The organism is Proteus columbae (genome assembly GCF_009914335.1).
GTDB lineage: Bacteria > Pseudomonadota > Gammaproteobacteria > Enterobacterales > Enterobacteriaceae > Proteus.
Genome location: NZ_CP043925.1, coordinates 1,306,830 through 1,325,006, shown reverse-complemented (window position 1 = coordinate 1,325,006; position 18,177 = coordinate 1,306,830). Strand labels below are relative to the sequence as shown.

The window sequence follows — 18,177 nt, the reverse complement described above, 5'->3', positions numbered from 1 at the left end:
TCCTTAATTTACACGCTTTTGTGCCATGACATGAATGTAACGCCCCAGACTGATATAGGGCTCTTGCCGACAATATCGTTGCTCTAATGCAAGCAACGATGGAAAGTCTTTATTTTGTAACTGACGACTTTGCAAATAATCATGGAAAACACGAACACCCGTTTTTCCCAATATTGTCATCGAAAACTCATCTAACCATTGATAAACATCTTCTGGTTGTAATGGGTTTTGAGGTGATAGCGATTTTTTTCTTCTACGTGGGATCTCAGGATTTGCCAGATGAAAATTTCCTAAAATCGCATTTCTCATGACAATACCATTCGCATTGTAAAACATCAGCGATAAGATACCATTAGGTAGCAACATATCGGTAAGAACATTTACGGCGTCTTTCTGATCCGTGATCCATTCCAATACTGCATGAAATAGAATTAAGTCAACCCCTTCATCTATATGCTCTTTAATCTCTTGAGCCGCACAACAAATAAACGTCATGTTCTCGATAACACCCTCTTCAATCGCAGCTTCTTGTGCGCGATTAAGCATCTCTTGTGATAAATCACATAAGATAATTTGGTGTCCTAATTTAGCAAGCTGACGAGAGAAATAACCTTCACCTCCACCTGCATCTAAAATACGCAAACTTCGGTTAGGCAAAAGGGTCAATAATTGTTGTAAATCTTCCCAAATCACCGCTTGACGTATTTTACCCTTTGTTGTGCCATAGATATTGCGGGAGAATTTATCTGCAATATCGTCAAAATTACGATCTGACATTAAAACGCCTCATGATAACAACTTACTACTTGCGCTCTCTGCGTTCTGATAAATTTAAAAATATGAGACACTGTACATAAATAAAGACGGCAATTTTACCAGTGTTCTATGATACTGACTGTTTTCTCTAAAGAAATAAGTCATGAATCAGACTATTCGCAAAGCGCAGTACAAATATAACGCTTATTAATGAAAAAATTAACGTTCAAACGTTTATCGTTTTATAAATAATTAAACGGTTCTTTATTTCTATTGATGAAAACTTAGTGAATCGTTGTTGTGTTAGCTATTTTGACACAACGTCTTGGAATTCCCCTAGTTTTCACTAAACTTTCACTATCAATTGCATGTATTTCACTCAATCTAGGATGATTTATGCTGTTTTTGCTCAAAAAATATGTTGCAGGCTTTCTGATGCCCTTGCCTTTGCTCTTATTAATCGCCTTTTTTGCATTAGCACTACTTTGGTTTACACGTTGGCAAAAAACCGGAAAAAGCCTACTCACTGTTGCGCTTGTTCTGTTAACTATTCTAGGCATACAACCTGTTGCCGATACACTATTAATGCCAAGTGAAAAAGAGTATCAAGCTCGTTATGAATTACGAGAAAATTCGCAACAAGATGTGAACTACATTGTTGTTTTAGGTGGTGGATTTACTTATAACCCAGAATGGGCACCAAGTTCTAATCTTCTTAACAATAGTTTGTTTCGTGTTGCTGAAGGTGTAAGACTTTATTACCGCAATCCCAATTCGACACTGATTTTTACAGGGGGTGCAGGTGTTAATCAGATAAGTAGTGCAGAGGTAGCGGCTCAGGTGGCACAATCTTTAGGTGTACCTGCGGATAAAACTATCACACTATCAACACCGAAAGATACAGAAGAAGAAGCCTATGAAGTTGATAAATTAATTGGTAAGAAACCATTTTTGCTTGTGACGTCTGCCAACCATTTAGCACGCGCTGAACGTTTCTTTTTAGCACGAGGCATGAACCCTATCGTTGCGCCAGCTAACCAATTGGCTATCACTTCACCATTACATCCTTGGGAGAAATATTTTCCCTCCGCCACTTATTTTCAACATAGTGAACGTGCATGGTATGAGTTTTTAGGATCGATGTGGCAATCAATAAAACCGACTGGACAACCCGCCACTATTCCTGAAAATGAAGATCATCAATCTGATAAAGAAAAAAGCCAATAATTAAAAATATCTTTGCTGACTGATACAAAAACGGCACTTAATTAAAATTAAGTGCCGTTGATATTATTTGTTGTCGCTCAAAGACTAAAATTCTTGGTTAAGTGCTCGATATGCCGCTCTTGCTGCGACAAGATCATCTTGTGTATCTACACCCACACCAGGAACTTCTAATGCTTTTGCAACATGGATTTTTTCACCATACCACAGCACACGCAGTTGCTCTAACATTTCAATAGATTCTAATGGGCTTGGTTCCCAAGTAATATATCGACGGATAAAGCCCGCACGGTAAGCATAAATACCAATATGACGTAGATAATGCTCACCAATTTCATCGTGTGATAAATTAAAACGGTCTCTTTCCCAAGGAATGGTTGCACGAGAAAAATAAAGTGCAAAACCTTTTGCATCCATCACGACTTTCACCGCGTTAGGATTAAAAGCTTCTTTTGAGTCAACAATAGGCACTGCTAATGTTGCCATTCCAGCACCACAATTTGCCAAATTTTCGGCTACTTGGGCAATAATAGCGGGTGGAATAAGAGGCTCATCACCTTGTACGTTAACGATTATCTCATCATCTGCAAATTGATATTTTTCAATGACTTCTGCTAAACGTTCTGTGCCTGAATGGTGATCTTCGCGAGTCATACACGCTTCCCCGCCCGCTTTTTCAACTGCTGCAACAACCTCTAAGTTATCGGTTGCAACAATGACGCGGTTTGCACCAGAGCGCATAGCCTGTTCCATCACACGAACAATCATAGGTTTGCCATGAATATCCGCGAGGGGTTTACCTGGTAAACGGGTCGATGCATATCGACCTGGGATAATGACCGTGAACATGAAGTTACTTTTCCTCTTCTAGTGATAATTCTCTTGCTTCATTCTCCAGAAGAACGGGGATATTGTCACGAACAGGATAAGCTAAATGATCAATTTTGCAGATAAGCTCTGAGTTTTCTTTATCAAAGATAAGTTTGCCGTGGCAAACTGGGCAAGCAATAATTTCAAGTAAGCGGTGATCCATTTTGTCCCTCTCAAGGGTTAATCATTTTATATGGCAAAAGGATATCATAAGGAAGGATCAGCGTTAATACTCAAAACCTCTCGTTTAGTGATAATTCGAAAATTATTTTAGTTATTAATAAATTTATTATTTTCTCTTTTACTATAAGCAACAAAAAAGCCACATTAGTGTGGCTTTTTATCGTTGAGTCTGCAACATCATTAATAAAGAATTACATTCAGCTTTTATTGATAATAATTTAACCTTTTTATTATCTTTATTGCATTCTAATTAACGAAATGACTCTTTTATATTACTTATTCAGCTTGGTGGTAAACTATTTCCGCCTACCTACCTAAAAATAGGCATAAACGATAATTTAATCTCGATGTTAAACTATCGTTTTATCTACAACTTTAACAAGGCTAAGCCTTATTTAAAACCCAATAACATCAGCGGCTTCTAAACCTGCTGCTGTTCTGATAACAGAAAACTCAACGTCTTGACCTTCTGTTAATGCTTTATTTTTTGTATTGGCAATCGCTTTTTTATTGACATAAACTTCTTGTTCAATATCTCTTGCAACAATAAGACCATAACCCTTGTTATTGTCAAACCATTTTACGCGACCCATTCTTAATTGTAATGTCATGATAGATAAACTCCTTTTGTTCTTTGTATAGTTTTATTTTCCTATACAAATGCATCCTACTTTTTATTAAGTCTTCTTATATAAAACCCCAATTAAATTCTGAACACATTAATTTAAGTAGTGCATTTTATTATTCAATATAAATGTTCAAAATCGTGATAGCTAAGCTTAATAAATATCTTAAAGCACAATAAATATTTACAGTATCAATATGACAAAAAGATGACATGTTGATATTTATTGCGCACTGATAAAAAAGATAACCGAATATAGAGATAATTAGTCACCATCAAAAATGGTTTTTATCATTCATTGTGCACAAAAGCCAACGCTATTCACTGCACAAAATATTAACCCTACATTCAAGATCCACAAACTCTCCACACAAGGCTTTTGAGTAGATAGGGTAATGGCGAGTTAAATTGAACTACGACAAAAGCGATATGCAACTGTAGGTAGGTAATCTTTTATGTAACGCTATCCTGATTTCCACTATAAATATCATTGTTTCAGATCAGATACAAGTTTTTTTCGAGCCGTAAATTAAATTGCTGACTTGTTTTAGCACAGATTGACTATTTAATTCAGCGCTAACGGGTAAATACCACCAATTATCTTGCGCAAAATGCTGACATTTAACAGCATCCTTTTCTGTCATAATAAGAGGTTCTAAATCTGGCGTTAGATCCTGTAATTCTTGAGCGCTATAATCACTATGATCACTAAATGCTTTTGTTGTGATTAACTCTATCCCTTTTTCATGTAAAGAGTTAAAAAATCGAGGTGGATGACCAATTCCAGCAATAGCAACAGCCTTTTTAATTTGCTGAACGGGTTTCTTTTCTCCCGTTTTAAGATTAACAGCAATATCACCTTCCAGCACCATGCTTATCTCGTTACCTTGGCTTACTCCGCCATTAACGATAATTGCATCTACTGAATTTAAGCGCCCTGCACGCTCCCGCATAGGCCCTGCTGGTAACCACCAACCATTGCCAAACCGACGTTGGCCATCAATAACAACAATTTCATAATCACGCTGTAATGCATAATGCTGCAAACCATCATCAGTGATGATCACATCAAGCTCATATTGAGCTAATAACGCTTTTACTGCATCTCGTCGATTAGGTGCAACCGCAACGGGAGCACCTGTTCGATGATAAATCAATACAGGTTCATCACCTGCCATAGAAGGTGATGTATCGGATGTCAAAAGTAATGGATAATGGTCTGATTTCCCGCCGTAACCACGAGACACAACACCTGGTTTAAATCCCTGCTGTATTAATTGCTCAACAAGCCATATCACAACAGGTGTTTTACCATTCCCACCTGCAGTTAAATTGCCAACAATCACAACAGGAACAGAGGCTTCCCATGATGCTAACCACCCTTTTTGATATGCAAAACGCCTTAACAGTGTGATCGCACCATACAACCATGAGAATGGAAGCAATAGGATATAAAACCAAGATTTACCAGACCAAATCCGTTCAATCATTTGCCAAATTGCATCCTATGAAGTTGAGCATAGATACCTTTTTTCTCAATCAAATCAAGGTGTGCGCCGCGTTCAATAATTTCACCGTCTTCAATAACTAATATTTCATCCGCTTTCTCAATCGTTGATAAACGGTGAGCAATCACTAAAGAAGTTCTATTCTTCTGTAGTTCATCAAGTGCTGACTGGATAGCACGCTCTGATTCTGTATCTAGTGCTGATGTTGCCTCATCAAGAATAAGAATTGGTGAATCTCGCAATAACGCTCTTGCAATTGCAATACGCTGACGTTGTCCGCCTGAAAGTAGCACACCATTTTCACCAATTTCAGTATCTAAGCCTTTATCCATTTTTTGGATAAAGTCCATCGCATGTGCCATTTTCGCCGCTTTTTCAATATCTTCACGGGTATACTGATCTTCACAAGCATAGACGATATTGTTTGCCACTGTTTCATTAAAAAGATGCACATTTTGAGAAACCAGAGCCACTTGATTACGCAAAGATTTCAATGTGTATTCACGAATATCATGACCATTAATCAATATTTCACCTTCATTAATGTCATAAAAACGTGTGATCAGGTTTGCAATCGTAGATTTACCCGAACCTGAGCGTCCAACTAATGCAACAGTTTTCCCAGCAGGAATAGTAAATGACATATTTTTTAAAGCTGGTGTATCTTTCGTCACATATTGGAAAGTGACATTACGAAACTCAATATCACCAGTCGGTTTCTTCAGCTCTAATTTACCTGTGTCTTTTTCTTGCTCCATATCGAGGATAGCAAATAGCGTCTGACAAGCGGCCATACCACGCTGAAATTGAGCATTCACATTAGTCAGCGATTTCAATGGACGCATTAATGCAACCATTGAGGAGAAAACAACCGTTATTGTACCAGCTGTTAATGTATCCATAATTTCAGGGAAACTTGCTGCATATAGGACAAATGCTAATGCGAAAGAAGCAATCAATTGAATAATAGGATCTGAAATTGACGACGCAACAACCATACGCATACCTTGACGGCGAATATGATTACTCACATGGTTAAAGCGTTTATTTTCAACTTCTTGACCATTAAAAATCAGAACTTCTTTATGCCCTTTTAGCATTTGTTCTGCACTAGTTGTCACTTGCCCCATGCTGTTTTGAATTCGTTTGCTGATCGTTCTAAAGCGAGTCGATACTAAACGAATAACAAAAGCAACAATAGGCGCGATAACGATAAGGATCAGAGACAATTGCCAGCTATAGTAAAACATCAAACAGAATAGCCCGATGATATAAGCACCTTCACGTACAACAGTAATTAATGCACCTGATGATGAAGAGGCAACTTGTTCTGAATCATATGTGATACGGGAGAGTAAAGTCCCTGTTGATTGCTGATCGAAAAAGCTCACCGGCATTCCCATAATATGGGAAAACAGTCGGCGACGCATATTCATTACCACTTTTCCTGATACCCAAGAAAGACAGTAACTTGAAATAAAGTTAGATATACCACGCAGAACTATCAGTCCAATAACGGCAAAAGGCATCCATTTTAATACGTCATTACTCGCTTTACCAAAACCTTCATCAAGAAGCGGTTTTAATAAGGAAATCATAAATGCATCCACGCCCGCATTGATAATTAATGCAATTGCAGCTGTGATTAAACCCGCTTTGAAAAGTCGGATCATTGGCCATAGGCGGCGGAATGTTTGCCACGTTGATAGATCTATATCATTCATATATATTACCAAACTTTTAATAATTAGCCGGACATTCTACTCGGGAAACGTCAAAACACCAAACCACTGATGATACCAACGAGGTAAAATATCTCGTCTATAGGTAAATACATCAATAATATCTTGATTAAACTCGATAGAAACTTGCCCACTAATAGAGGTTGTTAGCCAATTAATAGCTTCTTTTTTATAGCGATGATGTACTTTATCAGAAGGTAAACGCCAAGGGCTATAACGAGCAGCAGAAACGAGTGCAATTTTTGGTGATATAGCTTGAATAAACATCAATGTGGATGATGTTTGACTACCATGATGAGGGACTTGTAAAACATCTGCTTTCAGTTGTTCTTTTTTTACTCTTACCAATTGAGCTTCAGCTTCTTTCTCTATATCTCCAGTCAAAAGAATATTGTGTTTACCATCGCTGACATTAATTACACAGGATTGATTATTCTTCGGAGAAAGTGATTTATTCGGTGGCCATAATGCATCAAATTGAAGCTCTTTCCACTGCCATGATTTATTGCTTAAGCAAGGTAAATGCGAAGGATCGTCAAAACTACTACGAATGCTTAAGTTAGGATAAGCTTTTATTAAATCTTTAATACCACCCGTATGATCAAGATGATCATGACTAATTATCAATGCAACGGGTTTAAGTCGAAGGCTTTTTAAATAAGGAATAATGACACTTTTTGCAATTGAACCACCACTTTTCCAACGTATTCCAGTGTCATAAATAATTGCCTCTCCTTCTTTTTCAATAATAACCGCTAAACCATGCCCAACATCTAGCATAGACATTCGCCATTGATAGCGTGAAGAAGCGGCGAATTCACAATATAAAATAGTAGCAATAGCCACAATACAAATAAAATGATGATACCACCATGACATTTTGATGACTAAAATAATACCAATTCCCAAAAATCCTAATAATAAGGGGATAGCGCCGCTATCTTGCCAAAATGGTAAAAATAATGGAGCACACCAAAAAGCAAGGTTAATTGAAAGATCAACCCAATGCCAAATTATCGGTTGGAAAAATGAGAGAAAAAATGTCAATAATCCAAGCATTATTAATGGTACGGTAATAAAAGAAATAATAGGAACCGCCCATAAATTAACAATAAAACTAAAAAAATTAGCACCATTAAATAAATATAATTGAAATGGTAATAAAATAATTAATAAACCAAATTGTAAATGTACTAATCTTAAAATAAACCACCGTTTTTGATAATTATATTTAGTTTTTAATGGGTACATCCAATACCAAAAAATGATGGCGAATATAGCAGAAAATGAGAGCCAGAAACTGGCTGAAAGTATAGAAAGAGGTTCAGCAATAAGAATGAGTGCAGCACTCCAAAGTGCCCATTGCCAAGGTAAAAATAATCGGCTCCCCCAATGCAAAATCACCCAAACGGTTAATCCAATAACAGCTCTTGTTGCTGGTATTCCCCAACCCGATAACGCGGCATAGAAAACACCACATAGCCAAGCTATAACTAATGGAAACTGTGGGTTAATCCATCTGATAGGAAAAAGAAATTGAATACCTCTTGCAATAACCCAACCAGCAAAGGCAGCTAAACCTATATGTAAACCCGATATCACAATTAAATGTGCAATGCCTATTTTCATATAGAGCTCTTTTTTTTCAGGTTCGATATATCGCTTATCACCTAAGACTAAAGCAATTATTTCACCTTTATTTTTTGTTGTTTGCCAATAAGCTGAGATGGTCTGAATAAGCTGAGTACGCAGTGATATATCATCTCGGATAAACTTAGCCGTCATCACTTTACCCGTTAGAGTTTCTTTCATAGAAACGGCATATTTTTGGCTATCAAACCCACCTTCATTTAAATAGCTATGTACAGCTCTGAATTGAATCTTAAACTTCCAATATTGCCCTACCGCTATATTTTTAGGCGGATTTCGCCAATACACGTTAGCATAAACAGATGATGAAAAGAGCGTTTTTTTCGTAATAGGTATTTTGATAATAATATTACCATCTGCTAATTGGCGATATTCCATAACTTTAGTTTCAAATATTGCCATATTATCAGCAAACTGTTCCGTTCTCGTCATTAACGATGACGCAACCATATTTGAATAAACCCAGAAAAACAGAAATATTGCTAAAAATCGGAATGAGCAAAAAGGAAAAAATAATAGAAATAGAGCAACTAGAATAATAATAGAATAAATAGTTTGGCTAAAAAGTGTATGTTGAGCTAATAATGGCAAGCAACCTAATATCATTGCTAAAGCAATATTATCTAAAGTTAACTTTGTGAAATAGAGTTTTTGAAAATAGGCTGAATGAGAGTACCTACGTTTTATTGATAACACCCTTAACTCAAAAAAATTTATCATTTGATTCAATAAAATCATTTTCAGCATCCTTACCTTCAATTATTTTTTAAATATCATGATATTACCATTCAATTAAAGAAAGACTTTTAGGTCATTTTTTAGCGATGCTTTATGAAAAGAAAAAGATCTCTTGTTGCATACAATGAATTTTGAGAAGAAACTCGTAAAAAGCAAAACAACTAAGTGATACAGGTAATTAAATAGAGAAATTACAACTAAAGCAGAATACAGTAGTAAAGAAGAAGTAAGAAAGGTAGGTACTAGTGGGATAAAGTAAATAGAGCAAATCAATCAATTCAAGATCAGAGATTGAAGAAAATTAGGAAGCAGAAAATACGCTAAAAGTCATAATAATTGGTAATAAAAAAACGGCACCTAAGTACCGTTTTTGAGAAAGTTAACTAACATCGTGCCATTTCGACAGGAGTTATTATTCCGTATAAATATTTACACGGTCACGTAACTCTTTACCTGGCTTAAAGTGTGGAACGTATTTACCTTCCAGATCTACTTTATCACCAGTCTTCGGGTTACGACCCGTACGCGGCGCACGGTAGTGTAGAGAAAAACTGCCGAATCCGCGGACTTCGATACGCTCACCATCAGCTAAAGTATCAGCCATATGATCAAGCATTTCTTTTACAGCTTCTTCAACCGTCTTAGCCGAAAGATGAGATTGTAGGCCTGCAAGTCTCTCGATTAACTCAGACTTGGTCATATTACCTCCCTAAACTACCGATAAATAGGCAACGATTAACGTTGCCTTCCGTTAATAACTTAAATTATTCGCCTTTAGCTGCTTTGAAAGCTTCAGCCATAGCGTTGTTTGAAAAACCAACTTCTTCTTTGTTGTTTACAGAAGCGATAGCGTCTTTCTCGTCTGCTTCGTCCTTAGCACGAACAGATAAGTTGATAACGCGGTTTTTACGGTCAACGCCAGTGTATTTAGCTTCTACAGCTTCGCCAACATTCAGAACCAGAGTTGCATCTTCAACGCGGTCACGTGAAGCTTCTGAAGCACGCAGGTAACCTTCAACACCGTCAGCTAATTCTACAGTTGCGCCTTTAGCGTCAACAGCAGTTACTTTACCAGAAACAATAGCACCTTTTTTGTGAGCAGACAGGTAATTATTGAATGGATCTTCTGATAATTGTTTAACGCCCAGTGAGATACGTTCACGTTCAGCATCAACTTGCAGAACTACAGCAGCGATTTCGTCGCCTTTTTTGTATTCACGAACTGCTTCTTCACCTGCAACATTCCAAGAAATGTCAGATAAATGAACCAGACCATCAATACCGCCGTCTAAACCGATGAAGATACCGAAGTCAGTGATAGACTTGATTTTACCTTCAACACGGTCGTTCTTGTTGTGAGTTTCTGCGAACTGCTGCCATGGGTTAGATTTGCACTGTTTCAGACCCAGTGAAATACGACGACGTTCTTCATCGATGTCAAGAACCATAACTTCAACAACATCACCAACGTTAACAACTTTAGATGGGTGAATGTTTTTGTTAGTCCAATCCATTTCAGAAACGTGTACCAGACCTTCAACGCCTTCTTCGATTTCTACGAAGCAACCGTAATCAGTCAGGTTAGTTACACGACCAGTCAGTTTAGTACCTTCTGGATAACGTTTAGCGATAGCTACCCATGGATCTTCGCCCAGTTGTTTCAGACCTAATGATACGCGAGTACGTTCACGGTCGAATTTCAGGACTTTAACAGTGATTTCGTCGCCAACATTGACAATTTCGCTTGGGTGTTTAACACGTTTCCAAGCCATGTCAGTGATGTGCAGTAAGCCGTCAACACCGCCCAGATCAACGAATGCACCGTAGTCAGTAAGGTTCTTAACGATACCTTTAACTTCCATGCCTTCTTGCAGGTTTTCTAATAACTGATCGCGTTCTGCGCTGTTTTCAGATTCGATAACCGCACGACGAGACACAACAACGTTGTTACGTTTTTGGTCTAATTTGATGACTTTGAACTCAAGCTCTTTGTTTTCCAGATGAGTTGTATCGCGAACTGGGCGAACGTCTACCAGTGAACCTGGTAAGAACGCACGAATGCCGTTCAGTTCAACAGTGAAACCACCTTTAACTTTACCGTTGATGATACCAACAACAGTTTCGTTTTCTTCGTAAGCTTTTTCCAGCATCAGCCACGCTTCGTGACGTTTAGCTTTCTCACGAGACAGAACGGTTTCACCGAAGCCATCTTCAACCGCGTCCAGAGCAACATCAATTTCGTCGCCCACTTGGATTTCTAATTCGCCTTGAGCGTTTTTGAATTGTTCTACAGGAATAGCAGATTCTGATTTCAGACCTGCATCAACCAGAACAACGTCTTTATCGATAGCAACTACAACGCCGCGAACGATAGCGCCAGGACGAGTTTCGATTGTTTTTAGGGATTCTTCAAAGAGTTGAGCAAAAGATTCTGTCATGTTAATGATCTTCAAGTAAATTTAATTAACGTCCATTTAGCATCCGGCCGAATGGGGTTGTTTCACATACCTCGTTACATCCTTTGTGACAAGGTCATCGGGCATTGTTGTGTTTTCATTAACACGTCAACCCGATTTTGATAATTACCTAGTATAAACGAAATAAAAATTAATTACGCTGATAATTGCAGATTTTTTTTAGCATAAGTCAACGATTTTTCAATGACTTCGTCAATAGACAAGCTTGTAGAATCGAGAATTAATGCATCTTTCGCCGCAACAAGTGGCGCAACAGCGCGATTCCGGTCACGGTAATCGCGTTCTTTTATCTCGGATAAAAGGCGCTCAAAGTTAACATTAAAGCCCTTTTCCTGCAACTGTAACATGCGACGACGCGCGCGCTCTTCTGCACTCGCTTCTAGAAATATTTTTACTTGAGCATCAGGAAAAACAATTGTGCCCATATCTCGACCATCTGCAATTAAGCCCGGCGCTGTACGAAATGCGCGCTGACGACGCAGTAATGCTTCTCTTACACGAGGAAAAGTCGCAGCTTGTGATGCCGTATTCCCAACTGTTTCTGTTCGAATTTCAGTTGAAACATCTTCACCTTCAAGAATGACACTTAAGCCATTCTCATTAGGAATAAAACGTACATCTAAATTTGCAGCCAGGGGAACTAAAGCATCTTCTGAGGTGATATCAACATGGTGATGTAAAGCCGCTAATGCCAATACACGATAAATAGCGCCAGAATCGAGTAAATGCCAGCCAAACGCTTTCGCTAATGCTTGGCATAATGTTCCTTTACCTGCTCCGCTAGGCCCATCAACAGTTATAACAGGGACGATAACCGCCATGAGTTTCTCCTTTTCGTGGGCACTGCATTTCTGTATTTGTTGCTCTTATTACATTGATATAATAGGCATTGTATTCAAACAGAGAAAAACAGTATTAATATATGCGCGACATTATACGCATACAATGTATAGGAAGAAACAAGCAGATAAGCACTAAAGGGTCTTATTTAATATTATTTTTTCGAGATAGTGTATTTTTTAGAAAAATTAATCTAATCACAATAAAAAATCGGCAGTATTGTTCTTCAAAAAGTCCAATACTACCGATTTAATTGATTTAATTTTGACTCATTTTAATTAATGATTTTCACATTAATTATTACGTTGAGAAAGTGTTTCTAATTTCTCAAAATAATCAGGGAAGGTTTTTGCAGTACATCCTGGATCAAGAATAGTAATTGGCGTATCTGAAAGTGCCACCAGCGAAAAACACATCGCAATGCGGTGATCATTATAAGTTTCGATATTCGCAGTGGTTAACTGTTTTGGTGGCGTTACTTTTAAGTAGTCGTGCCCTTCTTCAACTATCGCACCCACTTTTTGTAACTCTGCTGCCATTGCCGCTAATCGGTCAGTTTCTTTTACACGCCAGTTATAGATATTACGGATAACAGTCTCACCTTCAGCAAAAAGTGCCGTGGTAGCAATGGTCATTGCTGCATCAGGGATAGTATTCATATCCATATCAATGCCTTTTAACGTTCCACGCTCACACTCTATATAGTCATCACCCCAGCGTACTTTTGCGCCCATTTTTTCAAGCACAGAAGCAAAATGGATATCCCCTTGTAAGCTATTTTTACCTATACCTGTAACTCGTACAGTGCCACCTTTAATGGCAGCAGCGGCTAAAAAGTAAGAAGCAGATGAAGCATCACCTTCTACAAGGTACTTTTCTGGTGATTGATATTGCTGTCCACCTTTTATAACAAAGCGTTGGTAGTCTTGGTTTTCAATTTTTCCACCAAAGGTATTAATTAATGCTAAGGTAATATCAATGTAAGGTTTTGATACTAATTCGCCTTTAATGGTGATAATCGTATCTTGCTCAGCTAAAGGTGCCGTCATTAATAATGCAGTCAAAAATTGGCTAGAAACACGCCCATCAACCTCAACATTACCACCTAAAAAACCACCACATAGGCGAATTGGCGGATAATCTGCCTGTTCAAGGTAGTCAATTTTTGCGCCACCTTGGCGTAAAGCGTCAACTAAATGCCCAATTGGACGCTCTTTCATACGAGGTTCACCCGTAAGAATAATATCGTGCTCACCAAGACTTAATGCAGCCGCTAATGGGCGCATTGCTGTACCTGCATTACCTAAAAAGAGCTCTAATGGCGAATTGGTTTTAAACTTTCCCTCTAGCCCTTCAATATCACATACCGTATTGTTATTTGATAATTGATATTGCACACCTAACGCTTTTAATGCATTAAGCATATGACGAATATCATCACTATCTAATAAGTTGGTTAGACGAGTTTTACCTTTAGCTAAAGCCGCTAATAACAACGCACGGTTAGAGACACTTTTTGATCCTGGTAAATTAATAACACCTTCGATATGAGCGATAGGTTGTAATGTTAACGATTCCATAAACAGGTAAAAACTCCAATAGACAAATAAATTAAGAGGGATGTTATTTGATTAAATATAAAATTATTTAGATACTTATATTTTTATTTATTAATTCTGCACTAAGTAATTCAATTTTAATTATTAACATCTTGAATATTGAATAAATAAGAAAACCTGTATGTTAAGCAGGCTTTCTTATTCTAAATTTTATTTATTACGCATGGCGACGTTCAAAATCAGCCATAAAGTCAACTAATGCTTGAACACCTTCCAATGGCATTGCGTTATAAATTGAAGCACGCATACCACCTGATACACGGTGACCTTTTAATGCGACTAAACCTTGTGCTTCTGCCTCTTTTAGGAATACAGAATCCAACTCAGGAGAAGACATTTGGAAAGGTACATTCATTAGTGAACGATTCTCTGTGGCAACACGATTGATATAGAAATCACTATTATCAATTGCACTATAAAGAAGCGCTGCTTTTTCATAGTTACGTTTTGCCATCTCTTGCAAACCACCTTGCTCTTTCAGCCATTTAAAGACCATACCTGATAAATACCAAGCAAAGGTAGGTGGTGTATTAAACATGGAATCATTTTCAGCAAGCACAGTGTAATCGAACACGGAAGGCGTTTCTTTACGCGCTTTACCTAATAGATCTTCACGAATAATGACAATCGTTAAACCCGCAGGACCAATATTCTTTTGTGCACCCGCGTAGATAACACCAAAACGGCTAACATCTATCGGTTGAGATAAAATAGAAGATGAATAGTCAGCAATAACAATTTTGCTGTCATCAAAATCTGGCTCTTCATGAATGGCAATACCATCAATGGTTTCATTTGGGCAATAATGCACATAAGCAGCATCAGCACTTAATTGCCACTCTTTCATTGGCTTAACGCCAATTTTGCCATCAACTTCTGTTTTAATTTTAATGATATTCGGCGAACAATATTTTTCAGCTTCTTCGGCTGCACTTTTAGCCCAATAACCACCATCAATATAATCAGCGCTTGCTTTATCGCCTAATAAATTGAGAGGTAAAGCAGCAAAATGGCCACGAGCACCACCGTGGCAAAAAAGAATTTTATAGTTTTCTGGCACATTGAGAAGATCGCGAAGATCTTGTTCTGCCTGATGAGCAACCTCAAGAAACTCTTTACTGCGGTGGCTAATTTCCATAACCGAACGCCCAAGTTCATGCCAGTTGCATAATTCTAATTCTGCACGACGAAGGACTTCTGCCGGTAACATAGCCGGACCTGCACTAAAGTTATATACCTGACTCATTCAAATTCACCCTATCTGAATATGTTTTTACAAAATGACCTTTATCGGTTGTATCATTCCCGTTAAATTGGCGCAATGATTATTGTGAACTAACGCATAATATGCAGAACATAAAAATAATGGTTAGGAGTGTTTTATGTCGGGGAGTGTAAATAAAAAAGAAGAAGCGAGCTGGGGAATGCTTCTTCATGGAAAAAATAGTCTAAAATCGCTCGCTTTAGCAGGAGGTGTCGCATTACACGCAATTAATGTCTATATTACAATCACAACGCTACCTTCAATTGTACGTGATATTGGTGGACTTAATTTATATGCATGGAACACCACTGTTTTTATTCTGGCTTCAATTCTCTCTTCTGCATTAACTTCTCGATTACTGAGCGTACTTGCACCCCGCAATAGTTATCTTTTTGCCACAATTTGCTTTTTAGCAGGTTCTGTTATTTGTGCGACAGCACCCTCAATGCAGATATTACTTTTAGGGCGATTTATTCAAGGAGCTGGCGGAGGAATGTTGCTGGCACTTGCTTACTCTTTAGTCCGAGTGATGTTTCCTCAACCTCTTTGGTCTAGAGCCATGGCATTAATGTCTAGCATGTGGGGAATATCGACACTATTAGGTCCTGCACTAGGGGGAATATTTGCTGAATATGATGTTTGGCGCGGTGCATTTTGGTCTATTTTATTTGTAGGTATTCCTTACGCTATTTTATTATTTACTATTCTTCCTACCGAAAATAATGCCGATAATATCGTCGCGAAAACGCCATTACCTTATCAACAACTTATTTTATTAATGCTTGCTGTATTATCTATTTCTATTGGTAGTCTTTATAACGTTATTTTATATAACGCCTTATCCTTTGTATTTGCTTTTATCTTTATTCTCCTGTTAGTCAATATTGATAAAAAATCAAATGATGGCTTATTTCCTAAAGGGACATTTTCTTTTTCTGCACCGTTAGCACCCATATATCTCACAATGGCTTTATTAGGGATTAGTGTACAAACAGAAGTCTTTGTGCCCTATTTCTTGCAAATTATCCATAATGTTACCCCACTACTTTCAGGTTATTTAGCGGCATTGGTTGGTGCGGGTTGGTCTTTCTCTGCCATTATGTCTTCATCAAGTAAACAATCTACTGCACAGCGGTTAATGCATTTTGGCCCAATGATTAATTTTTCAGCCATTGTGATCCTCGGTTTATTTATCTCTAATGTTTTAACCGTACCTTATGGGCAGATTATCATTATTTGTATCGCTCTCTTTTTTACAGGTGCCGGAATTGGTATGGCATGGCCTCATTATTTAACCCGTGTTTTACACGTTTCTCAGGGACAAGAAGCTCAAAAAGCGGCAACATCCATTACCACTATCCAATTGTTTTCAACAGCTGTCGGTGCATCTATTTCAGGGACTGTGGTTAATATGGCAGGGTTAACAGATCCAGGAGGTATTCTTGGCGCGCAAAATGCTGCACATTGGCTGTTTATTGTGTTTGCTTTTACGCCGTTTGTGGCGTTTTTTACAGCGAAAGTTGTGGTATCTAGCGCTAAAAAGAATCAATGAATATGATGTGATTTTTTAATATAACAAAGCCTCACGAATGAGGCCTTGTTATTATTTAGACTAGTTTAACTTAATACTTTTCAAAATTTTCTTGAATTTTTGCAGGATCTTGAGTTTCAGTCAGTGATAACTGTAATAACACTCTCGCTTTTTGTGGGTTTAAGCGCTCTGACGCGATAAAGCCATATTTTGCATCATCTACTTCACCATTTTGGGTGGTAAATCCTACTGGCACACGGCTTGCACGAACCACTGCAACACCTTTTTTCGCGCCATCAGCTAAGGTATTAAAAATATCAGTATATAAGTTACCGTTACCTACACCAGCACTAACAATACCTTTGTAGCCATTATCAATAAAGGCTTTTGCTGGTAAATCAGACGCATTGGAGTAGTTATAAACAATACCAACTTTTGGCAATTCGGTTAGTTTGCTCACATCAAATGCGGCTTTATCTGCACGAGGCAATGCCGCAGTATAATAATGAACCTTACCGTTATGCACATAACCTTGAGCACCTGCGTTAACAGGCTGGAATGCTTGTACTTCAGTAGTATTCATTTTAACAACGTCTTTACCACTAATCACCGCGTTATTCATAGTGACTAACACACCACGATTTTCAGAGGCTTTATCACTGGCAATCACAACCGCATTAAATAAGTTTAAAGGGCCTTCAGCGCCTAATGCCGTAGCAGGACGCATTGCACCTACCATTACAACAGGTTTTTTACAAGCAGTTGTTAAATCAAGAAAATAAGCTGTTTCCTCCATGGTATCAGTACCATGTGTTATCACGAATCCGTCGGTTTTATCGCAATCTTCATTAATTTTTTTAGCGAGTTTTAACCAAACTTGGTCATTCATATCTTGAGAACCGATATTAACGACTTGCTCACCTTTTAAATTAGCCACTTGCTTCGCTTCAGGCACTGCATTGATCAACACATCAATGCCTAATTTACCTGCCGTATAGCTAGACTGTGTTGCTGAATCACCGCCGCCTGCAATCGTTCCACCTGTTGCAAGAATAGTGACATTAGGCAAAGCGAAAACAGAACCACTGATTACAGCTAACAAACTGGCAAGCAATGTTTTCTTCATCATTTTTTTCGATCCCTTATGAAT

15 protein-coding genes are annotated in these 18,177 nt (G+C 37.9%); 2 read left to right on the top strand and 13 right to left on the bottom strand.

Translation table 11 applies throughout. The features are described 5' to 3' along the window. Positions 1 to 3 precede the first annotated feature (3 nt). Positions 4 to 777, bottom strand: a complete 774-nt coding sequence (gene cmoM / locus F1325_RS06060) for a tRNA uridine 5-oxyacetic acid(34) methyltransferase CmoM (protein WP_109373529.1) — start codon at positions 775 to 777, stop codon at positions 4 to 6. Positions 778 to 1,152: 375 nt separating this feature from the next. On the opposite strand from cmoM, the gene elyC reads away from it, so the two are divergent. Then, a complete protein-coding gene (elyC, locus tag F1325_RS06055; RefSeq protein WP_109373528.1) occupies positions 1,153 to 1,983 on the top strand; it encodes an envelope biogenesis factor ElyC in 831 nt (276 codons plus the stop codon). Positions 1,984 to 2,067: 84 nt separating this feature from the next. Here the strand turns inward: elyC and kdsB are convergent, their stop codons facing one another. From kdsB to serC, 11 genes are all read right to left on the bottom strand, one after another. Then, positions 2,068 to 2,829 (bottom strand): 3-deoxy-manno-octulosonate cytidylyltransferase, encoded by a 762-nt coding sequence (gene kdsB / locus F1325_RS06050; RefSeq protein ID WP_109373527.1) that lies wholly within the window; start codon positions 2,827 to 2,829, stop codon positions 2,068 to 2,070. Positions 2,830 to 2,833: 4 nt separating this feature from the next. Beyond that, positions 2,834 to 3,013, bottom strand: a complete 180-nt coding sequence (locus F1325_RS06045; protein ID WP_004244593.1) for a Trm112 family protein — start codon at positions 3,011 to 3,013, stop codon at positions 2,834 to 2,836. 415 nt (positions 3,014 to 3,428) lie between these two features. Continuing rightward, positions 3,429 to 3,644 (bottom strand): cold-shock protein, encoded by a 216-nt coding sequence (locus F1325_RS06040; protein ID WP_023581324.1) that lies wholly within the window; start codon positions 3,642 to 3,644, stop codon positions 3,429 to 3,431. A 514-nt stretch (positions 3,645 to 4,158) separates the two neighbouring features. Next, positions 4,159 to 5,148 carry a tetraacyldisaccharide 4'-kinase gene (gene lpxK / locus F1325_RS06035; RefSeq protein WP_109373526.1) on the bottom strand — a complete coding sequence of 330 codons (990 nt, stop codon included), beginning with the start codon at positions 5,146 to 5,148 and terminating at the stop codon, positions 4,159 to 4,161. After that, positions 5,145 to 6,890 carry a lipid A ABC transporter ATP-binding protein/permease MsbA gene (msbA, locus tag F1325_RS06030; RefSeq protein ID WP_109373525.1) on the bottom strand — a complete coding sequence of 582 codons (1,746 nt, stop codon included), beginning with the start codon at positions 6,888 to 6,890 and terminating at the stop codon, positions 5,145 to 5,147. Before msbA ends, lpxK begins: the two co-directional genes overlap by 4 nt. Before the next feature lie 36 nt (positions 6,891 to 6,926). Continuing rightward, entirely contained in the window at positions 6,927 to 9,278 is a 2,352-nt protein-coding gene (locus F1325_RS06025; protein ID WP_348272621.1) for a DNA internalization-related competence protein ComEC/Rec2, read from the bottom strand. A gap of 430 nt (positions 9,279 to 9,708) precedes the next feature. Continuing rightward, positions 9,709 to 9,996, bottom strand: a complete 288-nt coding sequence (gene ihfB / locus F1325_RS06020) for an integration host factor subunit beta (protein WP_006537420.1) — start codon at positions 9,994 to 9,996, stop codon at positions 9,709 to 9,711. A gap of 64 nt (positions 9,997 to 10,060) precedes the next feature. Then, complete coding sequence (gene rpsA, locus F1325_RS06015; RefSeq protein ID WP_006537421.1) at positions 10,061 to 11,734, bottom strand: 30S ribosomal protein S1; 1,674 nt, start codon at positions 11,732 to 11,734, stop codon at positions 10,061 to 10,063. 173 nt (positions 11,735 to 11,907) lie between these two features. Then, entirely contained in the window at positions 11,908 to 12,594 is a 687-nt protein-coding gene (cmk, locus tag F1325_RS06010) for a (d)CMP kinase (RefSeq protein ID WP_098943727.1), read from the bottom strand. 312 nt (positions 12,595 to 12,906) lie between these two features. Next, entirely contained in the window at positions 12,907 to 14,193 is a 1,287-nt protein-coding gene (gene aroA / locus F1325_RS06005) for a 3-phosphoshikimate 1-carboxyvinyltransferase (RefSeq protein ID WP_109373523.1), read from the bottom strand. A 196-nt stretch (positions 14,194 to 14,389) separates the two neighbouring features. Beyond that, the gene (serC, locus tag F1325_RS06000; protein WP_109373522.1) at positions 14,390 to 15,478 is read right to left on the bottom strand and encodes a 3-phosphoserine/phosphohydroxythreonine transaminase; all 1,089 of its coding nucleotides are present in this window, start codon (positions 15,476 to 15,478) and stop codon (positions 14,390 to 14,392) included. Between the two features lie 136 nt (positions 15,479 to 15,614). Between serC and F1325_RS05995 the strand changes: the two genes are divergently transcribed. Next, complete coding sequence (locus tag F1325_RS05995) at positions 15,615 to 17,048, top strand: MFS transporter (protein ID WP_160230118.1); 1,434 nt, start codon at positions 15,615 to 15,617, stop codon at positions 17,046 to 17,048. A 70-nt stretch (positions 17,049 to 17,118) separates the two neighbouring features. Here F1325_RS05995 and ansB read toward each other — a convergent pair whose 3' ends face one another. After that, positions 17,119 to 18,156 (bottom strand): L-asparaginase 2, encoded by a 1,038-nt coding sequence (gene ansB, locus F1325_RS05990; RefSeq protein ID WP_109373520.1) that lies wholly within the window; start codon positions 18,154 to 18,156, stop codon positions 17,119 to 17,121. Between the last annotated feature and the right edge of the window lie 21 nt (positions 18,157 to 18,177).